This is a genomic window from Escherichia sp. Marseille-Q3837, from assembly GCF_916618735.1.
In the GTDB taxonomy this organism is placed as follows: Bacteria; Pseudomonadota; Gammaproteobacteria; order Enterobacterales; family Enterobacteriaceae; genus Escherichia; species Escherichia ruysiae.
Genome location: NZ_CAKAKC010000001.1, coordinates 1,574,084 through 1,594,366, shown reverse-complemented (window position 1 = coordinate 1,594,366; position 20,283 = coordinate 1,574,084). Strand labels below are relative to the sequence as shown.

At 49.7% G+C, this 20,283-nt stretch carries 22 protein-coding genes; 13 read left to right on the top strand and 9 right to left on the bottom strand.

Annotated features, from left to right (window positions below; translation table 11 throughout):
* Nucleotides 1–3 precede the first annotated feature (3 nt).
* The 3 genes from LG381_RS07515 to uxaC all read right to left on the bottom strand — a co-directional run bounded on the left by LG381_RS07515 (nucleotide 4) and on the right by uxaC (nucleotide 3,552).
* On the bottom strand, nucleotides 4–555 hold the full coding sequence (locus tag LG381_RS07515; RefSeq protein WP_000128138.1) for a YgjV family protein: 552 nt from the start codon (nucleotides 553–555) through the stop codon (nucleotides 4–6).
* Between the two features lie 82 nt (nucleotides 556–637).
* Nucleotides 638–2,125 carry an altronate dehydratase gene (gene uxaA, locus LG381_RS07510; protein WP_001199359.1) on the bottom strand — a complete coding sequence of 496 codons (1,488 nt, stop codon included), beginning with the start codon at nucleotides 2,123–2,125 and terminating at the stop codon, nucleotides 638–640.
* A gap of 14 nt (nucleotides 2,126–2,139) precedes the next feature.
* Nucleotides 2,140–3,552, bottom strand: coding sequence for a glucuronate isomerase (gene uxaC, locus LG381_RS07505; RefSeq protein ID WP_000187442.1), 1,413 nt, complete (start codon nucleotides 3,550–3,552; stop codon nucleotides 2,140–2,142).
* A 478-nt stretch (nucleotides 3,553–4,030) separates the two neighbouring features.
* On the opposite strand from uxaC, the gene exuT reads away from it, so the two are divergent.
* Complete coding sequence (exuT, locus tag LG381_RS07500) at nucleotides 4,031–5,329, top strand: hexuronate transporter ExuT (protein WP_024165155.1); 1,299 nt, start codon at nucleotides 4,031–4,033, stop codon at nucleotides 5,327–5,329.
* 77 nt (nucleotides 5,330–5,406) lie between these two features.
* On the opposite strand, the gene LG381_RS07495 is transcribed toward exuT, so the two are convergent.
* The 4 genes from LG381_RS07495 to LG381_RS07480 all read right to left on the bottom strand — a co-directional run bounded on the left by LG381_RS07495 (nucleotide 5,407) and on the right by LG381_RS07480 (nucleotide 10,510).
* Entirely contained in the window at nucleotides 5,407–6,492 is a 1,086-nt protein-coding gene (locus LG381_RS07495; protein WP_225762201.1) for a CfaE/CblD family pilus tip adhesin, read from the bottom strand.
* Nucleotides 6,489–9,173 (bottom strand): TcfC E-set like domain-containing protein, encoded by a 2,685-nt coding sequence (locus LG381_RS07490; RefSeq protein ID WP_225762200.1) that lies wholly within the window; start codon nucleotides 9,171–9,173, stop codon nucleotides 6,489–6,491. The genes LG381_RS07495 and LG381_RS07490 overlap by 4 nt, the downstream gene beginning before the upstream one ends.
* Nucleotides 9,174–9,263: 90 nt before the next feature.
* Nucleotides 9,264–9,764, bottom strand: coding sequence for a CS1 type fimbrial major subunit (locus tag LG381_RS07485; protein WP_225762199.1), 501 nt, complete (start codon nucleotides 9,762–9,764; stop codon nucleotides 9,264–9,266).
* Nucleotides 9,765–9,793: 29 nt separating this feature from the next.
* On the bottom strand, nucleotides 9,794–10,510 hold the full coding sequence (locus tag LG381_RS07480; RefSeq protein WP_000225830.1) for a fimbria/pilus periplasmic chaperone: 717 nt from the start codon (nucleotides 10,508–10,510) through the stop codon (nucleotides 9,794–9,796).
* A 295-nt stretch (nucleotides 10,511–10,805) separates the two neighbouring features.
* Between LG381_RS07480 and exuR the strand changes: the two genes are divergently transcribed.
* The 10 genes from exuR to LG381_RS07430 all read left to right on the top strand — a co-directional run bounded on the left by exuR (nucleotide 10,806) and on the right by LG381_RS07430 (nucleotide 16,893).
* Nucleotides 10,806–11,582, top strand: coding sequence for a transcriptional regulator ExuR (exuR, locus tag LG381_RS07475; protein ID WP_000406033.1), 777 nt, complete (start codon nucleotides 10,806–10,808; stop codon nucleotides 11,580–11,582).
* Between the two features lie 343 nt (nucleotides 11,583–11,925).
* Nucleotides 11,926–12,588: a DedA family general envelope maintenance protein YqjA gene (gene yqjA, locus LG381_RS07470; protein WP_000422149.1), complete on the top strand. Its 663-nt coding sequence runs from the start codon at nucleotides 11,926–11,928 to the stop codon at nucleotides 12,586–12,588.
* A 3-nt stretch (nucleotides 12,589–12,591) separates the two neighbouring features.
* Entirely contained in the window at nucleotides 12,592–12,975 is a 384-nt protein-coding gene (gene mzrA, locus LG381_RS07465; RefSeq protein ID WP_001166774.1) for an EnvZ/OmpR regulon moderator MzrA, read from the top strand.
* Nucleotides 12,976–13,121: 146 nt separating this feature from the next.
* Nucleotides 13,122–13,490, top strand: a complete 369-nt coding sequence (yqjC, locus tag LG381_RS07460) for a DUF1090 family protein YqjC (RefSeq protein ID WP_010346332.1) — start codon at nucleotides 13,122–13,124, stop codon at nucleotides 13,488–13,490.
* 37 nt (nucleotides 13,491–13,527) lie between these two features.
* Nucleotides 13,528–13,833, top strand: a complete 306-nt coding sequence (locus LG381_RS07455) for a YqjD family protein (protein ID WP_225762198.1) — start codon at nucleotides 13,528–13,530, stop codon at nucleotides 13,831–13,833.
* Between the two features lie 2 nt (nucleotides 13,834–13,835).
* Nucleotides 13,836–14,240 carry a phage holin family protein gene (locus LG381_RS07450; RefSeq protein ID WP_000785727.1) on the top strand — a complete coding sequence of 135 codons (405 nt, stop codon included), beginning with the start codon at nucleotides 13,836–13,838 and terminating at the stop codon, nucleotides 14,238–14,240.
* Nucleotides 14,230–14,529 (top strand): YqjK-like family protein, encoded by a 300-nt coding sequence (locus LG381_RS07445; RefSeq protein WP_000015589.1) that lies wholly within the window; start codon nucleotides 14,230–14,232, stop codon nucleotides 14,527–14,529. The genes LG381_RS07450 and LG381_RS07445 overlap by 11 nt, the downstream gene beginning before the upstream one ends.
* A 185-nt stretch (nucleotides 14,530–14,714) precedes the next feature.
* Nucleotides 14,715–15,107 carry a DoxX family protein gene (locus tag LG381_RS07440; protein WP_000732221.1) on the top strand — a complete coding sequence of 131 codons (393 nt, stop codon included), beginning with the start codon at nucleotides 14,715–14,717 and terminating at the stop codon, nucleotides 15,105–15,107.
* 138 nt (nucleotides 15,108–15,245) lie between these two features.
* A complete protein-coding gene (yqjG, locus tag LG381_RS07435; protein WP_000531183.1) occupies nucleotides 15,246–16,232 on the top strand; it encodes a glutathionyl-hydroquinone reductase YqjG in 987 nt (328 codons plus the stop codon).
* A gap of 292 nt (nucleotides 16,233–16,524) precedes the next feature.
* Nucleotides 16,525–16,893, top strand: coding sequence for a DUF805 domain-containing protein (locus tag LG381_RS07430; protein ID WP_000384146.1), 369 nt, complete (start codon nucleotides 16,525–16,527; stop codon nucleotides 16,891–16,893).
* Between the two features lie 33 nt (nucleotides 16,894–16,926).
* Here LG381_RS07430 and yhaJ read toward each other — a convergent pair whose 3' ends face one another.
* Nucleotides 16,927–17,823, bottom strand: a complete 897-nt coding sequence (gene yhaJ / locus LG381_RS07425) for a DNA-binding transcriptional regulator YhaJ (protein ID WP_001041002.1) — start codon at nucleotides 17,821–17,823, stop codon at nucleotides 16,927–16,929.
* 104 nt (nucleotides 17,824–17,927) lie between these two features.
* On the opposite strand from yhaJ, the gene LG381_RS07420 reads away from it, so the two are divergent.
* Both LG381_RS07420 and yhaL read left to right on the top strand, forming a co-directional pair.
* Entirely contained in the window at nucleotides 17,928–18,629 is a 702-nt protein-coding gene (locus tag LG381_RS07420) for a pirin family protein (RefSeq protein WP_000633570.1), read from the top strand.
* A gap of 22 nt (nucleotides 18,630–18,651) precedes the next feature.
* Nucleotides 18,652–18,816: a protein YhaL gene (gene yhaL, locus LG381_RS07415; RefSeq protein ID WP_010346326.1), complete on the top strand. Its 165-nt coding sequence runs from the start codon at nucleotides 18,652–18,654 to the stop codon at nucleotides 18,814–18,816.
* A 140-nt stretch (nucleotides 18,817–18,956) separates the two neighbouring features.
* Here the strand turns inward: yhaL and cyuA are convergent, their stop codons facing one another.
* A complete protein-coding gene (cyuA, locus tag LG381_RS07410; RefSeq protein ID WP_000460496.1) occupies nucleotides 18,957–20,267 on the bottom strand; it encodes a cysteine desulfidase in 1,311 nt (436 codons plus the stop codon).
* Nucleotides 20,268–20,283 lie beyond the last annotated feature (16 nt).

Here is a 20,283-nt window from a genome sequence, read left to right as displayed (position 1 = left end):
TGTTTAACCCCTTTCGTCAACGGCGGAAGGGGTTTTCTCTACTTTAAATGGATCAATTCCCCTTTTCTGCATCCGCCAGAAACGAATAATATTCAGGCCATTCATCAGTAGAAAACTGCCCTCAATCATCGTGCCGCCAATCGACCCGGCCCAAAAGTTGTGAATCACCCAGCAACACGTTGAAAACCACATCACGCAGCGCATGGTCAGCCCTTTACAGCGGAACAGCGCCCAGGTACTGACAATCGTGCCAATAACCGGCAATAGTTCAACAGGGTGATGGAACTTCGCCAGGCCGATTCCGCCAGTCAGCACAATAAATATCGCCATTACCCATAAGCTGCGCGTGCGTAAGGTAATCAACGTACGAATAGCATTAAGGATGGCACTGGCACCGGCAGGATAAGTGCCCAGGAGGAAAAAATGCACGCCAATAACGGCGCTATAGACCGAAAGCTGCTTTTTGAAGCGACGTTCGTCACGGTTAAAAAATGTAGTGATACCAATCAGAAAGGCGATGACACCCACGCCCTGGGCCAGCCAATACGCGGTCATGATAAATCCTTAACAGGTATGGAAAAGCAAACGGCGCTTCACATTATGAAACGCCGTTTTTTATTAACAACTCATTTCGACTTTATAGCGTTACGCCGCTTTTGAAGATCGCCAGTTCGCGGAAGTCGTTACGCTCGTTGCAAGTTTGCTTACCGTTGGCAAACTCAACGATGGTATCGATAAATTCTTCCAGCAACTGCGGCATCGCTTTTCCGTGAATCAACTGACCCGCGTCAAAGTCGATCCAGTGTTTTTTCTTCGCCGCCAGTTCACTGTTGGTGGCAATTTTCACCGTCGGCACAAAACCACCATACGGCGTACCGCGACCGGTACTGAACAGCACCATGTGACAGCCTGCGCCCGCCAGGGCACTGGTCGCTACGGCATCGTTACCCGGCGCACTTAACAAGTTCAGCCCCGGCGTTTTCAGACGCTCGCCGTAACGCAGCACGTCAACCACTTCGCTGGAACCCGCTTTCTGAGTACAACCAAGTGATTTATCTTCCAGCGTGGTGATACCGCCCGCTTTGTTCCCCGGCGATGGGTTTTCGTAGATAGGCTGGTCATGCGCAATAAAGTACTGTTTGAAGTCGTTGACCATGGTGACCAGTTTTTCAAACGTTGCTTCGTCGCGGCAATGATCCATCAGCAACTGCTCTGCGCCAAACATCTCCGGCACTTCGGTCAGTACGGTAGTACCGCCGTTAGCAATCACGTAGTCAGAAAAACGCCCCAGCATCGGGTTAGCGGTAATACCAGAAAGACCATCAGAACCGCCGCACTCCAGACCAAACTTCAGTTCGCTGAGTTTGCCTGGCTCGCGTTTATCGTTGCGCATCACGTTATACAGTTGATGCAAATGCTCGATCCCGGCTTCGATCTCATCATCCTGCTGTTGGCAGATCATGAAATGAACGCGTTCAGGATCGATGTCCCCCAGCGTTTCACGGAAGACATCGACCTGATTGTTTTCACAGCCCAGACCAATCACCAGCACTGCGCCCGCGTTCGGGTGGCGCACCATGTTTTGCAGCATAGTGCGGGTATTGATGTGATCGTCGCCCAGCTGTGAGCAGCCGTAGGTGTGGCTGAAGAGGAACACGCCGTCAGTACCTTCGGCATTGTTGGTCTCTTTCAGGAAACGATTTTGGATCTGCCGCGCGATGCCGTTGACACAGCCCACGGTTGGCAGGATCCACAGCTCGTTACGCACCCCGACATCGCCGTTAGCGCGACGATAGATCTGCACTTCACGATCTGCCGCTTGTGCTGGCAGTTCGTGAAAATCAGGTTGATAGCGATACTGATCCAGATCGCTCAGATTCGTGCGCGTATTGTGGGCGTGAACGTGTTCCCCCGCCGCAATATCCGCCAGTGCATAACCAATCGGCAGGCCGTATTTGATGACGTTGGCCCCTTTTGCGATATCCGTTAACGCAAATTTATGTCCTCGAGCGACATCCTGGCGCAGCGTAACGGTTTGGTTATCGACACTGACTTCTGTGCCTTCAGCCAAATCTGCTAAAGCAACCGCGACGTTATCCAGTGCATGGATCTTGATGTATTGCATATCAACCCCAGACCTTAGTTCAGTTCAATGGCGAAATAGTCACGCGCATTGTTAAAGCAAATGTTTTTCACCATCTCGCCCAGCAGGTTGATGTCCGCCGGTGCTTCGCCCGCTTCCACCCAGCGACCGATCATCTGGCACAGAATGCGGCGGAAGTATTCGTGACGGGTGTATGACAGGAAGCTACGGCTGTCAGTCAGCATACCGACAAAGCGGCTCAGCAGACCGAGCTGCGCCAGTTGGGTCATCTGACGTTCCATACCGTCTTTCTGGTCGTTAAACCACCAGCCGGAACCGAACTGCATTTTGCCCGGCATACCTTCGCCCTGGAAGTTACCGATCATGGTGCCCAGCACTTCGTTATCGCGCGGGTTCAGGCAGTAGAGAATGGTTTTCGGTAGCAGGTTTTCTTCGTTCTGTTTGCTCAGCAGTTTAGACAGCTCTTCTGCCATCGGACGGTCGTTGATGGAGTCAAAACCAACATCCGGCCCCAGCAGTTTGAACTGACGCAGGTTGTTATTACGCAGAGCGCCGATGTGGTACTGCTGCACCCAACCGCGACGTGCGTATTCGGCACCAAGGAACACCAGCACCGCAGTTTTAAACTGTGCCACTTCGTGCTCACTCAGGGTTTCGCCTGCCAGGCGGCGTGCCAGAATGCTGTCCAGTTCCGCTTCGTTCGCTTCAGCAAACATCACCACATCCAGCGCGTGGTCAGACACTTTACAGCCGTGAGCGGCGAAGTGATCCAGACGTTTGGTCAGGGCGGTTTGCAGGTCTGCAAAGCGGCGAATGTCGGTATCAGAAACTTCACCCAGCTTCGCCATATAGTCGTTAAAGGTCGCCTGTTCGATGTTGAAGGCTTTATCCGGACGCCAGCTCGGAAGCACTTTAATGGTGAAAGAGCCGTCTTTGGCGATCTCTGCGTGATGCTCCAGAGAATCGATCGGGTCATCGGTGGTGCCGACCATTTTCACGTTCATCTGCTGCATGATGCCGCGCGCGGAGAAGTTATCCTGCGCCAGCAGTTCGTTACATTCGTTCCAGATTTCATCGGCAGTCGACGGAGACAGCAGTTTGCCCGTGATACCGAACGGACGACGCAGTTCGAGGTGCGTCCAGTGGTATAACGGGTTGCCGATAGTGTGCGGAACGGTCGCCGCCCAGGCATCAAACTTTTCACGGTCGGAGGCATCACCGGTACACAGGCGTTCAGCTACACCATTGGTGCGCATTGCACGCCATTTGTAGTGATCGCCTTTCAGCCAGATGTCATACAAATTCTTAAAGCGATAGTCTTCTGCAATCTGCTGCGGCGGCAAATGGCAGTGGTAGTCGAAAATCGGCTGGTCTTTTGCGTAGTCGTGATACAGACGGCGGGCAAATTCAGTATCTAACAGGAAATCTTCAGTCATAAACGGAGTCATTATCGTCTTCCTCTTAACGAGTGAGCTAGCTTGCTTATGGTGCGATGCTGACAAAGTTATCACACCAATTTCCAGAGCCAGAAGATATTTTCGTGAGTTAGATCAATAAACGTAGTTAAAAAAATTACTCTCAAAGTGGTAAATATCGCTGCAAGCCGCGCCGTTACTGGCCTCGCTATCATCGTGTAATGTCCCTACAAATATTCGCACATTTGTGATGGCTCTCACCTTTTAAAGTTGTATGACAAGTTATCTTTTTGCCGTCGCAAATCATAAGTCGACGGAATGCAAATTGCCGATTCATTCTCTAGATGGATTGGATTGACCGGTACGGAAGCCGAATTAGCACGAAACTTTCATGGCAACGTTCGGGGCGTGCCGGTTTTTTTTCGGTTACCCGGTCGTAAGTAACATCTTCAGCCTCTGGCGGGATGATGGCCGCGATTACTGCGGATATAACAAAACGATGAGGTTTTACATGCGTAAAATTAAAGGGTTACGTTGGTATATGATCGCACTGGTGACGCTCGGCACCGTGCTCGGTTACCTGACGCGTAACACTGTGGCGGCAGCTGCGCCAACTCTGATGGAAGAGTTAAACATCTCCACCCAACAGTATTCCTACATCATCGCAGCTTATTCTGCTGCTTATACGGTCATGCAACCGGTAGCGGGTTATGTACTGGATGTTCTGGGTACAAAAATCGGTTACGCGATGTTTGCCGTGTTGTGGGCTGTGTTCTGTGGCGCTACCGCGCTGGCAGGTAGCTGGGGCGGCCTGGCGATTGCTCGTGGTGCGGTAGGTGCTGCTGAAGCAGCAATGATCCCAGCGGGTCTGAAAGCCAGTTCCGAATGGTTCCCGGCGAAAGAGCGTTCCATCGCAGTAGGTTACTTTAACGTTGGTTCTTCAATTGGTGCGATGATTGCACCGCCGCTGGTGGTATGGGCAATTGTGATGCACAGCTGGCAGATGGCATTTATCATCTCCGGTGCGCTGAGCTTTATCTGGGCGATGGCATGGCTGATTTTCTATAAACACCCGCGCGACCAGAAACATCTGACTGATGAAGAACGCGAATACATTATTAACGGTCAGGAAGCCCAGCACCAGGTTGGCACGGCGAAGAAAATGTCCGTTGGTCAGATCCTGCGTAACCGTCAGTTCTGGGGTATCGCGCTGCCGCGTTTCCTGGCTGAACCGGCGTGGGGGACTTTCAACGCGTGGATCCCACTGTTCATGTTTAAAGTTTACGGCTTTAACCTGAAAGAGATCGCGATGTTCGCCTGGATGCCGATGCTGTTTGCTGACCTCGGTTGTATCCTCGGTGGTTACCTGCCGCCGCTGTTCCAGCGTTGGTTTGGCGTGAACCTGATCGTCTCCCGTAAGATGGTAGTCACGCTGGGTGCGGTGCTGATGATTGGCCCAGGTATGATCGGTCTGTTCACCAATCCATATGTGGCGATTATGCTGCTGTGTATCGGTGGTTTTGCTCACCAGGCACTGTCTGGCGCACTGATTACGCTCTCTTCTGACGTGTTCGGTCGTAACGAAGTGGCAACGGCAAACGGTCTGACCGGGATGTCTGCATGGCTGGCAAGTACGCTGTTTGCGCTGGTTGTTGGTGCTCTGGCTGACACCATCGGCTTCAGCCCGCTGTTTGCAGTGCTGGCAGTGTTCGACCTGTTAGGCGCGCTGGTTATCTGGACGGTATTGCAGAACAAACCGGCGATTGAGGTGGCGCAGGAAACACATAACGATCCCGCCCCGCAACATTAACGCTTAGCGTGAGTTTTAATGTCGAAGCCGCCTGTTCAGGCGGCTTCGTTGTTTATGCGTTTGTCCGGCCTACAGGGTTAATTGATGGTTGGTAGAGATGGAGTAAAAATTACCGATAGTTTCCCCATGTAATACCCGGCCTGTTTATCCATCACGCTAAATTTATCGACCGCCAGGGTTAATGGCGTCGGCACACACATGACAGCGTAACGAATTCCTGGCAGCACAACCGGACGAACGCGCTTCAGGTTGATGCTGTTCCAGACCATATTTTCATTGTTGCGAACATCAATTTGCCCGCCCGTTTCCGGGTTATACATTTTTACCCGGTAATCAATGCGTTCTGAGGCATCTGTCGATGTTCCTCCCTGTCGATAGATCGAGAAGTCGCCATCTCTTCGTCCGGCAGCCGGGCGACCTTCATCTTTAAGCTGGATTTCATAACTGATAGCGTTGCCGTTAAAACCATCGTACAGGCACATATCCAGCGTGGTCAGATCCTGAGCATAGTTACTGCCATTGACGCTCCCCGTCGGGTGTAGATCCAACTGTACCCGTGGCGTGGCGTGGGCAAACTCCGGAAAGAAGATATCGATATGGTTGGGATCGAGCGTATTAAGCGTGATATCCGCAAAATAATCTGCTCCAGGGTTGGTAAAATGCATTTTAACGGAACCCTCCCAGACGCCACCAATCGGTAATTTTTTCATTTCTGCTTGCTCAAGATAGAGCGTTAACAGTTTTACATTGGCATTATAAGCACCGCTATTAGCTATACATCGACGAGTAGTTGTACTATCTAAAGGGAATTGCGCCGACCAGCCATCACAGTCCCCTCCAGGATTGCGGACCACAAAATTCGTATATCCTTTAAGGTTAACTGGCCAACGCATACCACTGCGTTTTTCTGTCATATAAATTTGCACGTTTGAATAATTACCAGATGGTGTACAAATCTGCTGTTGATCAGGGAAATTGCACTGATAACTTGACCATGCGGTGTTGTAGTTTATAGCAGGGGGTTCTTCCTTGTTCCAGATGTAATAATCTGCCCTGCCGACTGCCAAATCATAAGTAATTTCAGCCGTAACGTTGGGTGACGCCTGAACGCCAGTAATCGAGCCAAATAAGCCCAATATCGCAGCAATCAATCGCTTTCTCATGGTGCAACCTCCCTTTGCGCCGTTTGTACGCTCTCACGTAATTTAGGCTGTTTTAACTGCGCCTGAACCTGAATCGACTCTGGCAATTGCGAATAACTCACGACGCTACAAGTCACATCGCCGCTGTAACGAATGCTGGCGCGTTTCTTCACAACAGTCAGCGGACATTTAAGGAATTCGTGTCCGGAAAGCAGATACAGTTCTTTATCATTGCCGCTAATTTCCAGCGTAAATCCGCCATCTTCAGCCACCAATAACATGGTGCTGTTCAGACCAATCAGCGGGAATTTCTCTACTGATGCTGGTAATAACAAGCGACCAATATAGTTGTAGTTAAAGCTGGCAGTGACTTCGCGATAACGTAACTTACCGGGCAGCAACATTAATTCCCGGTTTCCCGCGCCATTGATAATATTGGTTGTTCCCTGCTGGTTGCCCTGGTTGCTGTCCCTGACGTCAACAAAGCCCGACTGGAATCCAGCATAGGGGAACAACACACTGTCACTTTGACCAAGTTGCAGAGTTCTGCTGCCCGCAACCCGAGCTTCGAATTGCAGATCCTGGCTCTCTTCATCCTGTTCAGTAAATCCTTTTACATCGACTAATACAGCGCCGAGCAGATCATCTGTTCCACTGGCTCCCAGATTAATTCCGTAACGACTCACCGCCAGTGTGGAACTGTAAGACCCTGTAAAGGCAGAAAGATGATCATGGTTCTTGCGATCGTAACTGTCTGATACAGTTCCGTTGAGATTACCGTACTGCCCTTCCCAGCGACCGTTAACCGCGCTGTTTATGGTATCGGTGTTCAGACCACCGACGGTCACGCCAAGTTCTTTATGGCTGAATGAATCGTTATAAAAGGTATGCGATAACTGCCATGAAGTTTGGTCGCCATCCTGATCGCTATAGCGATAGTCAGTCGAAACATTGGTTGAGTGGCTGTTATTATTGCTGTCCATCGTTGGTGTATCAGATAACGAAAACGATAAGTACAATCCGTTGTCGTCGTTATCTCCGCCGTTGTCGTTACGATGGAAAACCCCGACAGAAGTGCTCAAAATCCAGTCACGCATTACAAAAGCGCGAGACGCGCTAAGCTGTACGGTTTCAGAAATACTTTGCGCAGAAGTCTGGCGAAGATAGTTATTTTCAAAACTCTGCTGTTTGTCCCAGCGTAAGCTGTCGTCGGTGTTATTTTGCGTGCGGGTATAACCCAGCATCAGGTTCCAGCCGATAATATTCTGTGAAATCGTAGCGGATATGCTTTCATAACAGCTTAAGGCGTTGTAGCTATCTCTGCTGTCGGTTGTACAAGCATCTCCGTCGGAGTTGGTACGATAAAAGCCCAGCGTCGGCCATCCCGAATTACTCCAGTTAACCTGCTGCATATCACCTTTGCCGCCATCGTCATTGCGGAACAGACTGGCACCTACGGCAAGATTCCCCACCCCGCCTAAATCCGCCGTCCAGTTATTACCTAACTCGAAAGCATTCACATCATCGGCATTCGCCAGCCCTGCGTAGAGCTCATATTGTGGATGTAACGGCAGGCGAAAACCCAGTTGATAAGCTGAACTTTCGTCATCGGCAGCCTGGGAGGTGGTTTTACCGGCCTGTAAGAACCACTGCGCATTTCCGTCCGTCAGCCCCCCTGTTTTGGTAAAAGGGACAAGTTCAGTGCGGGTGAGTTGGTTGTTCTCATAAACTTTTAACGCCACGCTGTAGCTGCCTGGCGGAAAGGAACCAGTATCAATAAATTGCGAACCACTATTGAGATAAAACGATCCCAGAAGTTGTTCATTACGATAAGCGTCAACACGAGAATTGCGCGAAAGCAGGACCATTACTGGCGTTCCTTGCTGACTCTGCGCCTGGTTTAAATAACTGAGTGTTGACCCGATACGCATTCCATCGATTGCACCGAGTGGCAGAAAGTTAAAAGTAAAATTCCCGCCTTGTGCATTAAATAGCGTGCGGTTGTCCATTCGCCCCGCCTGCACATAATAACGACGTAAAAAATCATAACGATAATAGAGATCGCTGACATCAGCATTATTATCGCTGACATCTTCTGCCTCATAGCCATTGAAATTCCAGTGCCCGCCAATATAACTATTCTCTGTGACACCCAGCGCACCATTGCCCTGAATGGAGAACGATTGGTAATCATCCTGCACCAGCACGTTAATATCCTGCTGATGAATAAATGCATTAATCGCGTTTCTGTCTGGATTTAAATATAGCGATTTTGAATTTAACGAAGAACTCCATTGGGGATTCAGAAAGAGGGTGGCGGAACTCTCTTCATCATTAAAAATAATGTCAACAGAATCGGTATTGAGAAAGCCACATCCTGAATCGGTCTGCGCAAAACCACAAGCCAGTTCACCATGACGCGCCAGTGGTTGTGCCAGTCTCGCTTTTACGGCTTGAGTGATTTTTTGGTCTTTGGTATCCAGCTCCAGCTTATTATATAAACTTGCTGAATCCAGAAATGTTACCGCATCAAGATTAACCATTGCATAATATTTACCGAGACTTTTCCCGGCATAATAGACTTCAATATACTCCTGCTGTCCCTGCGCAATAACCTCAAACCCAGCGGGAATTTTAGTTAATGCTGCCTTTGCCGGGCTGAGACTCGCCAGGATCAAAAGAGCCAGTAATTTTTTATCCATGGCAACCCTGTAATCCATAACAACGACTAAAATAGTTAAAATAAGGGAGGACAAGCCCCCCTTTATTACGTATTAATTCTGTTATCCGGATTAGATATCCTGGGACAGATAGATGCTTACCACGCCACGGTAAATACCGGTTTCCAGTACACCTTTGGTGGTCTGAGCAAAAATCAGGTTTTTAGCCAAAGAACCGTTGGTTAAAGCATCGGAAGCAAAAATTTTGGTTGCTTCAAAAGTGGTAGCGGCATCGGACTTGATTTCAGTACCACCCCAGGTCACAGTCAGCGGAACAGTTTTGCTGCCGTCCAGGTTATGAACCAGTTGCGCAGGGGAAACCAACTGCATTTTAATGTCTTTAGTCACATCGTTAGACCAAATTTTAGTCATCAACTGATAAGATTGCAGACCCTGACCCGGCAGATATTGCATTTCAACTGCTTTCGGCAGTGCGCTGTTATCGGTTTGCGTCATATCCAGAGCGGCATCAACATTAGCTGTTACAGTAATATCTTTTTGTACTGCTAACGCGGAGCCTGCTACAGAGAATAACGCTGCTACCAGAAGAGATTTTGCAAATGCCTTTTTCATTACTATTCCTTCGTTTATGACAATGATAATTAATGGATCGCCAGCTCAAACTCGCCATTATCCTTAGTGATCCAGTTATTATATTTGACAACGATCTTGTCGTAGCCAGATATGCTTTCAAGATTTATTTCCTGACCAGGGAAGATATTTTTATTTACGGTCTGCATCTTACAATTATCTTTGCTATTATTTTTGCAATAAGCGATCGTTAAAAGTTTTAAACGTTGATTCCCTGCATTAAATAATTTTTTGGCAGGATTTACTTCTAACTTAGCAATAGGTTGTTGGGGTGGAACACTAACAACAATCCCCCAAATCAAGTTAACTGTTAACTGCATAGAGAGATCTTTTTTATCTGTGGCAACGTCATCAATACTGGGAACTGCTTCAAATTTAACGCGGTAATTTTTCTCTTTTTGCTCTGGTTCCATTGCGACAAAGCGCACGGTTTTGCTGCTACCGGCTGGTAAGGCGAATTTGGGTGGCATAACGACCAGATGATTTGCATCACCGGATTTAATCTCAACTTCATTTTCCTGAGGCGTCGATGGATTATCGATACGGAATACTGTCGCCTTGATATACTGAACTTCATTACTTTTAGATATTACACGAACGTTGCCTTCACCCTGACTATTAATAGAAACAGCCATAGGATAAACAGTCATATTTGACTGTGCAAAAAAAGGAGCGAACACGAATAAAAGCGGCGTAAGCCGTGATAAGAGTTTAATTTTCGCCACCATATAGAATTGATCTTACAAAATTGTTTCAAAAAAGTTAGTGCATTAGAAATGTAGATTTATTGTAAGTCAATATAAAAAAGCATTTTTAGTTAATATTAATTTAAAAAGCGAAAAATTAAGTTACTGAAACATAGTAATTTTCACAATATCGACGCTTAATTTTTAGGAATTTATAAATATTCACAATGTTAATTAAATACATTATTTCAATCACCATATTTATATATGAACAATGGCATACCCATAAATAAAGTGGTATGATAACTTTGTCCGCATTCCATTCCGGGAGACGCATATGGAAATCTCTGAACCACGCCGTTTGTACCAACAACTTGCTGCTGACCTGAAAGAGCGCATTGAGCAGGGCGTCTATCTGGTGGGTGATAAACTGCCCGCTGAACGTTTTATTGCCGATGAAAAAAACGTCAGCCGAACGGTAGTTCGTGAAGCCATCATCATGCTGGAAGTTGAAGGCTATGTGGAGGTGCGTAAAGGTTCAGGTATTCACGTGGTTTCCAACCAGCCGCGCCATCAGCAGGCGGCTGACGATAATATGGAATTTGCCAATTACGGCCCGTTTGAACTGCTACAGGCTCGCCAGCTTATCGAGAGCAATATTGCCGAGTTTGCCGCAACCCAGGTGACCAAACAGGACATCATGAAATTGATGGCCATCCAGGAGCAGGCTCGCGGCGAACAATGCTTCCGCGATTCCGAGTGGGATTTGCAGTTCCATATTCAGGTTGCCCTGGCGACGCAGAACTCAGCCCTGGCAGCCATCGTTGAGAAGATGTGGACCCAGCGTAGCCATAACCCGTACTGGAAAAAACTCCACGAACACATTGATTCCCGTACCGTCGATAACTGGTGTGATGACCACGATCAGATCCTTAAGGCGTTAATTCGCAAAGATCCCCATGCCGCTAAGCTGGCAATGTGGCAGCATCTGGAAAACACCAAGATAATGTTATTTAACGAAACCAGCGACGATTTCGAGTTCAACGCCGACCGTTACCTGTTCGCAGAAAACCCGGTTGTGCATCTGGATACGGCCGCCAGCGGCAGCAAATGAAATTCCCATCGGGCAGGCGCTACAACGCGCCTGTACGCTTTGTCAGTAAGCAAAAAGTATAAAGTGTCAGCCTGTGTAAATCCTCTCGCCACCCTCCCCTGCAATCAGCAAAATCAGACTCCACGGACATGTAATTTTGATAACGAACAACGTTGACCTTTGTTACAATTAGATTCAATTTGAATTTATGCTATTAAATGTTTTCTTATCTCACGTTTTAACAGGGAATAGTTCAGGCCGTGTTGGTGCTCCGACCCGCAATCCATACAAAAACAGCAATAATCTGGCGGGAGTGCATCATTTAAAACCGGCGTGGCGTTAACCGATTCACCAGGAATAATGAATGGAACTTTTGACCCAATTACTGCAGGCCCTGTGGGCGCAGGATTTTGAAACGCTGGCCAATCCGTCGATGATTGGCATGTTGTATTTTGTCTTGTTTGTAATTTTGTTCCTTGAAAACGGCTTGCTTCCGGCAGCCTTTTTACCGGGCGACAGCTTACTGGTGTTGGTCGGCGTATTGATTGCTAAAGGCGCGATGGGTTATCCACAAACGATTTTGCTATTGACCGTAGCCGCCAGCCTTGGCTGCTGGGTCAGTTACATACAGGGGCGATGGCTGGGCAATACCCGCACTGTGCAAAACTGGCTTTCCCATTTACCCGCGCACTATCACCAACGCGCACACCATCTTTTTCACAAACACGGTTTATCGGCGCTATTAATTGGTCGCTTTATTGCGTTTGTCAGAACACTGCTGCCGACCATTGCCGGGTTATCAGGGCTGAATAACGCACGCTTTCAGTTCTTCAACTGGATGAGCGGTTTGTTGTGGGTGTTGATCCTGACAACCCTGGGTTACATGCTCGGCAAAACGCCGGTATTTTTGAAGTACGAGGATCAGCTAATGTCATGCCTGATGCTGCTCCCGGTGGTACTGCTGGTATTTGGCCTGGCAGGTTCTCTGGTCGTGTTATGGAAAAAGAAATATGGAAATCGGGGGTAAAGGATGCAAATACCTCGCATGTCGCTTCGCCAGCTAGTCTGGTTCGGCGCTGCTTTATTGCTGGTCGGCACGCTGTTGCTGGCCTGGTCTGCGGTTCGTCAGCAAGATTCAACGCTGGCGATCCGTGCCGTTCATCAAGGCATGACGATGCCAGACGGTTTTTCCATCTGGCATCACCTTGACGCTCACGGCATTCCTTTCAAAAGCATTACCCCCAAGAACGACACTCTGTTAATTACGTTTGACTCCAGCGACCAGAGTGCCGCCGCAAAAGCAGTCCTCGACAGAACATTGCCCCATGGCTACATCATTGCGCAGCAGGACGATAACAGTCAGGCCATGCAGTGGCTGACCCGGCTGCGGGATAATTCTCATCGCTTCGGATAACTTCCTGTTATCCGAAACATATCACTCACTTTGGTGATTTCACCGTTACTGTCTATGATTAATGAGGCGGTGGTTAACACTACCGCTTCGTTGTCTGGACAATCGTTCCTTTGTAATAGGTTCGAGTCACAATGGAAGGTTCAAGAATGAAATACCGCATTGCTTTAGCTGTTTCTCTTTTTGCTCTTAGTGCCGGTAGTTATGCCACTACCCTGTGTCAGGAAAAGGAGCAAAATATCCTTAAGGAGATCAGCTATGCCGAAAAACACCAAAACCAGAATCGTATTGACGGTCTGAATAAAGCCCTGAGTGAAGTCCGGGCCAACTGTTCAGATAGCCAGCTTCGCGCCGATCATCAGAAAAAAATCGCTAAGCAGAAAGATGAGGTGGCGGAACGCAAGCAAGATTTAGCCGAGGCGAAGCAAAAAGGCGATGCGGACAAGATTGCCAAACGCGAACGGAAACTGGCAGAAGCGCAGGAAGAGCTGAAAAAGCTGGAAGCGCGCGACTACTAATTCACAATAGTCATTACTTACTCACCTGGAGAAAACTATGTCGAAAGAACACACTACGGAACATTTGCGTGCAGAGTTGAAATCCCTGTCTGATACGCTGGAAGAAGTACTAAGCGCCTCAGGAGATAAGTCGAAAGAAGAGTTGAGTAAGATTCGTAGTAAAGCAGAGCAGGCGCTAAAACAGAGCCGCTATCGCCTGGGTGAAACTGGCGAGGCAATTGCCAAACAGACTCGTGAAGCGGCGGCGCGTGCCGATGAGTACGTGCGTGAAAATCCGTGGACGGGTGTGGGCATTGGCGCTGTAATCGGTGTAGTGCTCGGCGTTCTGCTGTCGCGTCGTTAATTATGGCGGACACTCATCACGCGCAAGGGCCCGGTAAAAGCGTTCTGGGCATCGGGCAGCGAATAGTCACCATCATGGTCGAAATGGTGGAGACACGTCTGCGGCTGGCGGTGGTGGAGCTGGAAGAGGAAAAAGCCAATCTCTTTCAACTGTTACTGATGCTGGGCCTGACGATGCTTTTCGCTGCATTTGGTCTTATGAGCCTGATGGTGCTGATTATCTGGGCGGTTGATCCGCAATATCGCCTGAATGCGATGATTGCCACCACCGTGGTGTTGCTGCTACTGGCACTGATTGGCGGTATCTGGACGTTACGCAAGTCACGGAAATCGACACTGTTGCGCCACACGCGCCATGAACTGGCGAACGATCGGCAACTGCTCGAGGAGGAGTCCCGTGAGCGGTAAAGTCGAACGTGAACGCCGCAAGGCACAACTACTTAGCCAGATCCAGCAACAACGGCTGGATCTTTCCGCCAGTCGTCGAGACTGGCTGGAAGCAACAGGCGCTTACGATCGTCGCTGGAATATACTGTTGAGTCTGCGCTCCTGGGCGCTGGTTGGCAGTAGCGTGATGGCTATCTGGACAATTCGCCATCCGAATATGCTGGTTCGCTGGGCCAGGCGCGGTTTTGGCGTATGGAGTGCCTGGCGTCTGGTTAAAACCACCCTCAAACAGCAACAGCTGCGCGGTTAACGTCTTTCTGGCCGGAGCCATTCCGGCCTTATCCCTCAAAATTTTTGAAAAAATTTGACAGTTTTCCTTGCTAACAATCACCATTCACTACGTTTATGCTTCTCTCCATCGACAGCAACGACGCTAATACCGCGTCAATGCACAAAAAAACAATCAGCAGCCTGAGCGGCGCAGTGGAGAGTAAGATGAAAAAATTAGAAGATATTGGTGTACTGGTAGCGCGTATTTTAATGCCGATTCTGTTTATTACGGCAGGCTGGGGAAAAATTACAGGCTACGCGGGTACGCAACAATATATGGAAGCAATGGGCGTCCCCGGCTTTATGCTGCCGCTGGTGATTTTGCTTGAGTTTGGCGGTGGTCTGGCAATTCTGTTTGGTTTCCTGACTCGTACCACGGCGCTGTTTACCGCTGGCTTTACACTGCTGACTGCGTTTTTATTTCACAGCAATTTTGCAGAGGGCATGAACTCGCTGATGTTTATGAAAAACCTGACCATTTCTGGCGGATTCCTGCTGCTGGCAATTACGGGGCCGGGCGCATTCAGCATCGACCGCCTGCTGAATAAAAAGTGGTAAGCAGAGACTATACTTAACGATATTTGTTGGTCGGATAAGATGCGTAAGCATCGCATCCGACAATCAAAAATGTGCACTTTGCCAGCAATCTGAAACGAGGAGAAACACTCCTCGTTTTTGCTATTGGAGGAGAGAAAAATGGGTCAACTGATTGACGGCGTCTGGCATGACACCTGGTACGACACCAAATCCACCGGCGGTAAATTTCAACGTTCAGCTTCCGCATTTCGTAACTGGCTCACCGCTGACGGCGCACCAGGACCTACCGGCAAAGGCGGTTTTGCCGCAGAAAAAGATCGCTACCATCTCTATGTTTCACTCGCCTGCCCGTGGGCGCACCGCACGCTGATTATGCGTAAACTCAAAGGTCTGGAACCGTTTATCTCCGTTTCCGTGGTGAATCCGCTGATGCTGGAAAACGGCTGGACCTTCGATGACAGTTTTCCGGGTGCAACCGGTGATACGCTCTATCAACATGAGTTTCTGTATCAGCTTTATCTCCACGCCGATCCACACTATAGCGGACGTGTCACTGTTCCCGTGCTATGGGACAAAAAGAACCACACCATTGTCAGCAACGAATCGGCGGAAATCATCCGCATGTTCAATACCGCGTTTGATGCACTGGGCGCGAAAGCGGGAGATTATTATCCTCCTGCGCTGCAAACTAAAATTGACGAACTTAACGGCTGGATTTACGACACCGTCAACAATGGCGTGTATAAAGCCGGTTTTGCTACCAGCCAGGAAGCCTACGACGAGGCGGTGGTGAAAGTGTTTGAATCGCTGGCGCGACTGGAGCAGATCTTAGGTCAGCATCGCTATCTGACCGGTAACCAGTTAACCGAAGCTGATATTCGCCTGTGGACCACGCTGGTGCGTTTTGATCCGGTGTATGTCACCCACTTCAAATGTGATAAGCACCGCATCAGCGATTACCTGAATCTGTACGGCTTCCTGCGCGATATCTACCAGATGCCGGGGATTGCCGAAACTGTCAATTTTGATCACATCCGTAATCACTACTTCCGCAGCCATAAGACCATCAACCCTACGGGGATTATTTCGATTGGTCCGTGGCAGGATCTTGATGAACCGCACGGGCGGGACGTTCGCTTCGGCTAGACAAAGGCACCCTTCGTGGTGCCTCTGATTGCTAGCTAAGTGCGTGTTGTTCATGTCGGATGCGGCTTGAACGGCTTATTTGACCTAAAAATATTGTACATTCAATACATTGCAGAGAACTCACAGGCCAGATAAGCGTAGCGCATCTGGCGATTTTGCGCTTGCCATCAGTCTGAAGTTCCGTTCATTGCGCCTTATTAATTCATCATAGTGATATTTACTGCCATTTCATTCATGTCTATTCTTAATTTGCTGCTTTAAAAACAAGTGATTGAGCAAAATTGAGGCAAAAATGGACTGGTATCTGAAAGTACTAAAAAATTATGTCGGATTTCGGGGTCGTGCGCGGCGCAAAGAGTACTGGATGTTTATTCTGGTCAACATCATCTTTACGTTCGTGCTGGGACTACTGGATAAAATGTTAGGCTGGCAACGCGCCGGTGGCGAAGGCATCCTGACGACAATCTATGGCATTCTGGTGTTTTTACCGTGGTGGGCAGTTCAGTTCCGCCGCCTGCACGACACCGACCGCTCGGCGTGGTGGGTACTGCTGTTCTTAATCCCGTTTATCGGCTGGCTGATTATCATCGTCTTTAACTGCCAGGCGGGTACACCGGGTGAAAACCGCTTTGGGCCAGACCCGAAACTGGAACAGGAATAATAATTAAGCACCTTGTGAAAGGTGCTTAATCGTTTATTTTCCGGCGAACAACTTTGGAATTTCCCGCAAACACCAGGATTTTGCTTCTCCCATACTGTCGCGACGCCAGGCCATAATAATATCGATCTCGCTGGTCGATTCCGGGCTAACGACACGTAGCCGTCCTTCAGCAATATCTTTTTCCACCATCGGATACGGCATAGTTGCGACACCCAGCCCCGCCAGTAACGCCTGGCGTTTATCTTCAATGGTGCTGACCGTTAAGCGCGGCTGTTTGTCCAGCAACTGCACCGTCAATACCGGACGCTCACGAGCGGTATCCGCAACCGCAATTCCGCGATATTTCACGCGCGTCACCTCAGAAAGCGGTTCCGGCTCCTGGTGAATCGGGTGATCCGGCGCGGCAACGTAGACGTTCATTAAGGTATAGAGCTTGCGCGAGTTGATCTCCGACGAGGAACGAAAATGCATATCCGGCGCGATAACTATATCTGCTCGCCCCTGCTCCAGCCGCTCCCACGCGCCCGCCAGCACTTCGGTGATAATTGCCAGTTGGGTATTGGCTTTCACCGCCAGTTTGTCGATCAAAGGGAAAAAGGCAGCCGTCGGCACCAGCGCCTCGGTCACAATGGTGAGATGCGTTTCCCAACCGCGCGCGAGGGCTTCCGCATCAGTAGTCAGTTTATCTGCCGCTTCCAGCAGAACGCGTCCTCGCTCCAGCAACATACGCCCGACATTGGTGAATTTGGTGCGATGGCCAGAGCGGTCAAACAGTACCACATCCAGCTCTTCTTCCAGTTTTTGCATGGTGTAGCTAAGCGCAGAAGGCACGCGTCCCAGCTCATCTGCCGCCGCCGCAAAACTGCCACGGCGATCGATCGCGTCCATAACACGCAGTGCTTCCAGCGTTAATGCCCTTTCTTTGGCCATGTCGTTCTCATTCAGGAAATTTGAACATACCGGGCAGAATATCTGGCTAACAATGTAGCGTCCAGCCCCTTACCATAAAAGGAAGTAAAGAGAGGTCAATAATTATGATTACTACCCGAACTGCCAGGCAGTGTGGACAAGCAGACTACGGATGGTTACAGGCCCGGTATACTTTTTCCTTTGGACACTACTTCGACCCTAAATTGTTAGGCTACGCCTCCCTGCGCGTGCTCAATCAGGAAGTGCTGGCTCCAGGAGCCGCCTTTCAGCCACGAACCTATCCAAAAGTCGATATTTTGAATGTGATTCTGGATGGAGAAGCAGAATACCGCGACAGTGAAGGCAATCATGTTCAGGCCAGCGCCGGTGAAGCCTTATTGCTTTCTACTCAGCCGGGCGTGAGTTATAGCGAACATAACATTAGCAAAGACAAACCGTTAACGCGGATGCAGCTTTGGCTGGATGCCTGCCCGCAGCGAGAGAATCCGCTGATTCAAAAACTGGCGCTTAATATGGGCAAGCAGCAATTAATCGCCTCGCCCGATGGCACAGAGGGTAGCCTGCAACTGCGCCAGCAAGTGTGGTTGCATCATATTGTGCTCGCTAAGGGCGAAAGTGCGAACTTTCAACTTCACGGCCCGCGCGCCTATTTACAATCGATTCACGGCCAATTTCATGCGATTACGCATCATGAAGAGAAAGCGGCACTGACCTGCGGTGATGGTGCATTTATTCGTGACGAGGCTAACATTACGCTGGTTGCTGATTCCCCGCTGCGCGCTTTACTGATAGATTTACCTGTCTAGTTGTTTTTACAGGGAGAAGATGATGAGTAAAAAATCGGCGAAGAAACGCCAGTCAGTGAAGCCCGTTGTGGCGAAAGAAACCACTCGCGCAACTAAAAACTTTGGCTATGAAGAGATGTTGAGCGAGCTGGAAGCGATAGTAGCTGATGCCGAAACGCGGTTAGCCGAGGATGAAGCCGCCGCATAAAGACAGGTTGCCGGATGCGGCGTAAACGCCTTATCCGGCCTACAAAACCCAACAGCATCAATAAATTGCGCATCCCGCAGGCCGGATAAGATGCGCCAGCATCGCATCCGGCTTCAGGTACGATACCCAAGACTCGCCGCTTATCTGGCCTTGCTCGCCATAATCTCGATAATCTGCCGATCCGTTTGCTGCATCGAATGGCTTGCCAGCGCACACAGATTGGCAATCGACTGCTCAACATCATGCGCCACAATCCCTTCATTGCCGGTCACGGCGGTATCATCCAGCGCCATTAACACCGCTTTCCACGCTGCCGAAGCACTGGTCGAAACCTTCATCGCACAACTGTTCGACGCACCATCGCAAATCATGCCGCTGACATCGCCGATCATACTGCTGATAGCCATAGAGATCGTTTCATAACGCCCATCCACCAGCCACGCCATCCCAGCGGCAGCCCCCATTGCTGCCGTCGTCGCCGCGCACAGCGCGGATAAACGCGGCAACTGGTTATGGATGTAAATCGCGCTCAAATGCGAAAGCATCAGCGCGCGTGCCAGCCGTTCATCATCCACCCCGAAGTGTTCCGCGACCACCACTACGGGCATTGTCGCGGTGATCCCCTGGTTACCAGAACCGGAGTTACTCATCGCCGGAAGCGTTGCGCCGCCCATACGCGCATCAGATGCCGCGCTGGTACGAATCACAATCGACGAGGAGAGATCCTTCGCCAACAAACCGCGCGCACACTGTTTTTCCAGCGTTGCGCCAATATGCAGCCCCCAGTTGCCACTCAAACCTTCCTGCGATAATGCACAGTTTAACTTCGCAGAATCGAGAATAAAGCGGATCGCCTCAAACGGGACTTCATTGACGAACTTCAGGATCTCGGCGAGCGTCGTTCTGGAGAGCACCGCCAGCGGCGACTCTTGCTCCCCCTCTGTCACACATGCCTGCTGGGCAAATACCACGCCATTGTGCGTCTCAATATGCACAATGTTGGTATGTCCACCGACGATGGTGACACACGCCCACTTCTCGCCGTTCCAGACTTTGGCGCGTGAGAAGAGGATCTCGTCGCAAGGTTCCTGGATCTTAACCGAGACTTTCCCCGCCGCCAGCAATGCTTTGGCATCAGCAATCGCCTGCGCAGTTGCGTCTTTCAGCACTTCCAGCCCGGCTTTGGCATTTCCACCTAACGCTCCCAGCGCCGCCGCAATCGGCAGTCCCACCATTCCCGTGCCGGGAACAGTAACGCCCAGACCGTTCTTCATCAGATTTGGCGAAACCCAGGCTTCTACACGTTCAACCGGACCTTCCAGTTCTGCCGCAGCAACCGCCGCTGCCAGCGCCAGTGAAATAGGTTCAGTACATCCCAGCGCCGGTTTTACTTCCTCCTGAACGGCGAGGATGTAACGCTGCCATAACGGATTTAAAGTCGAATCAAACATAATAAAAACCTTAAAA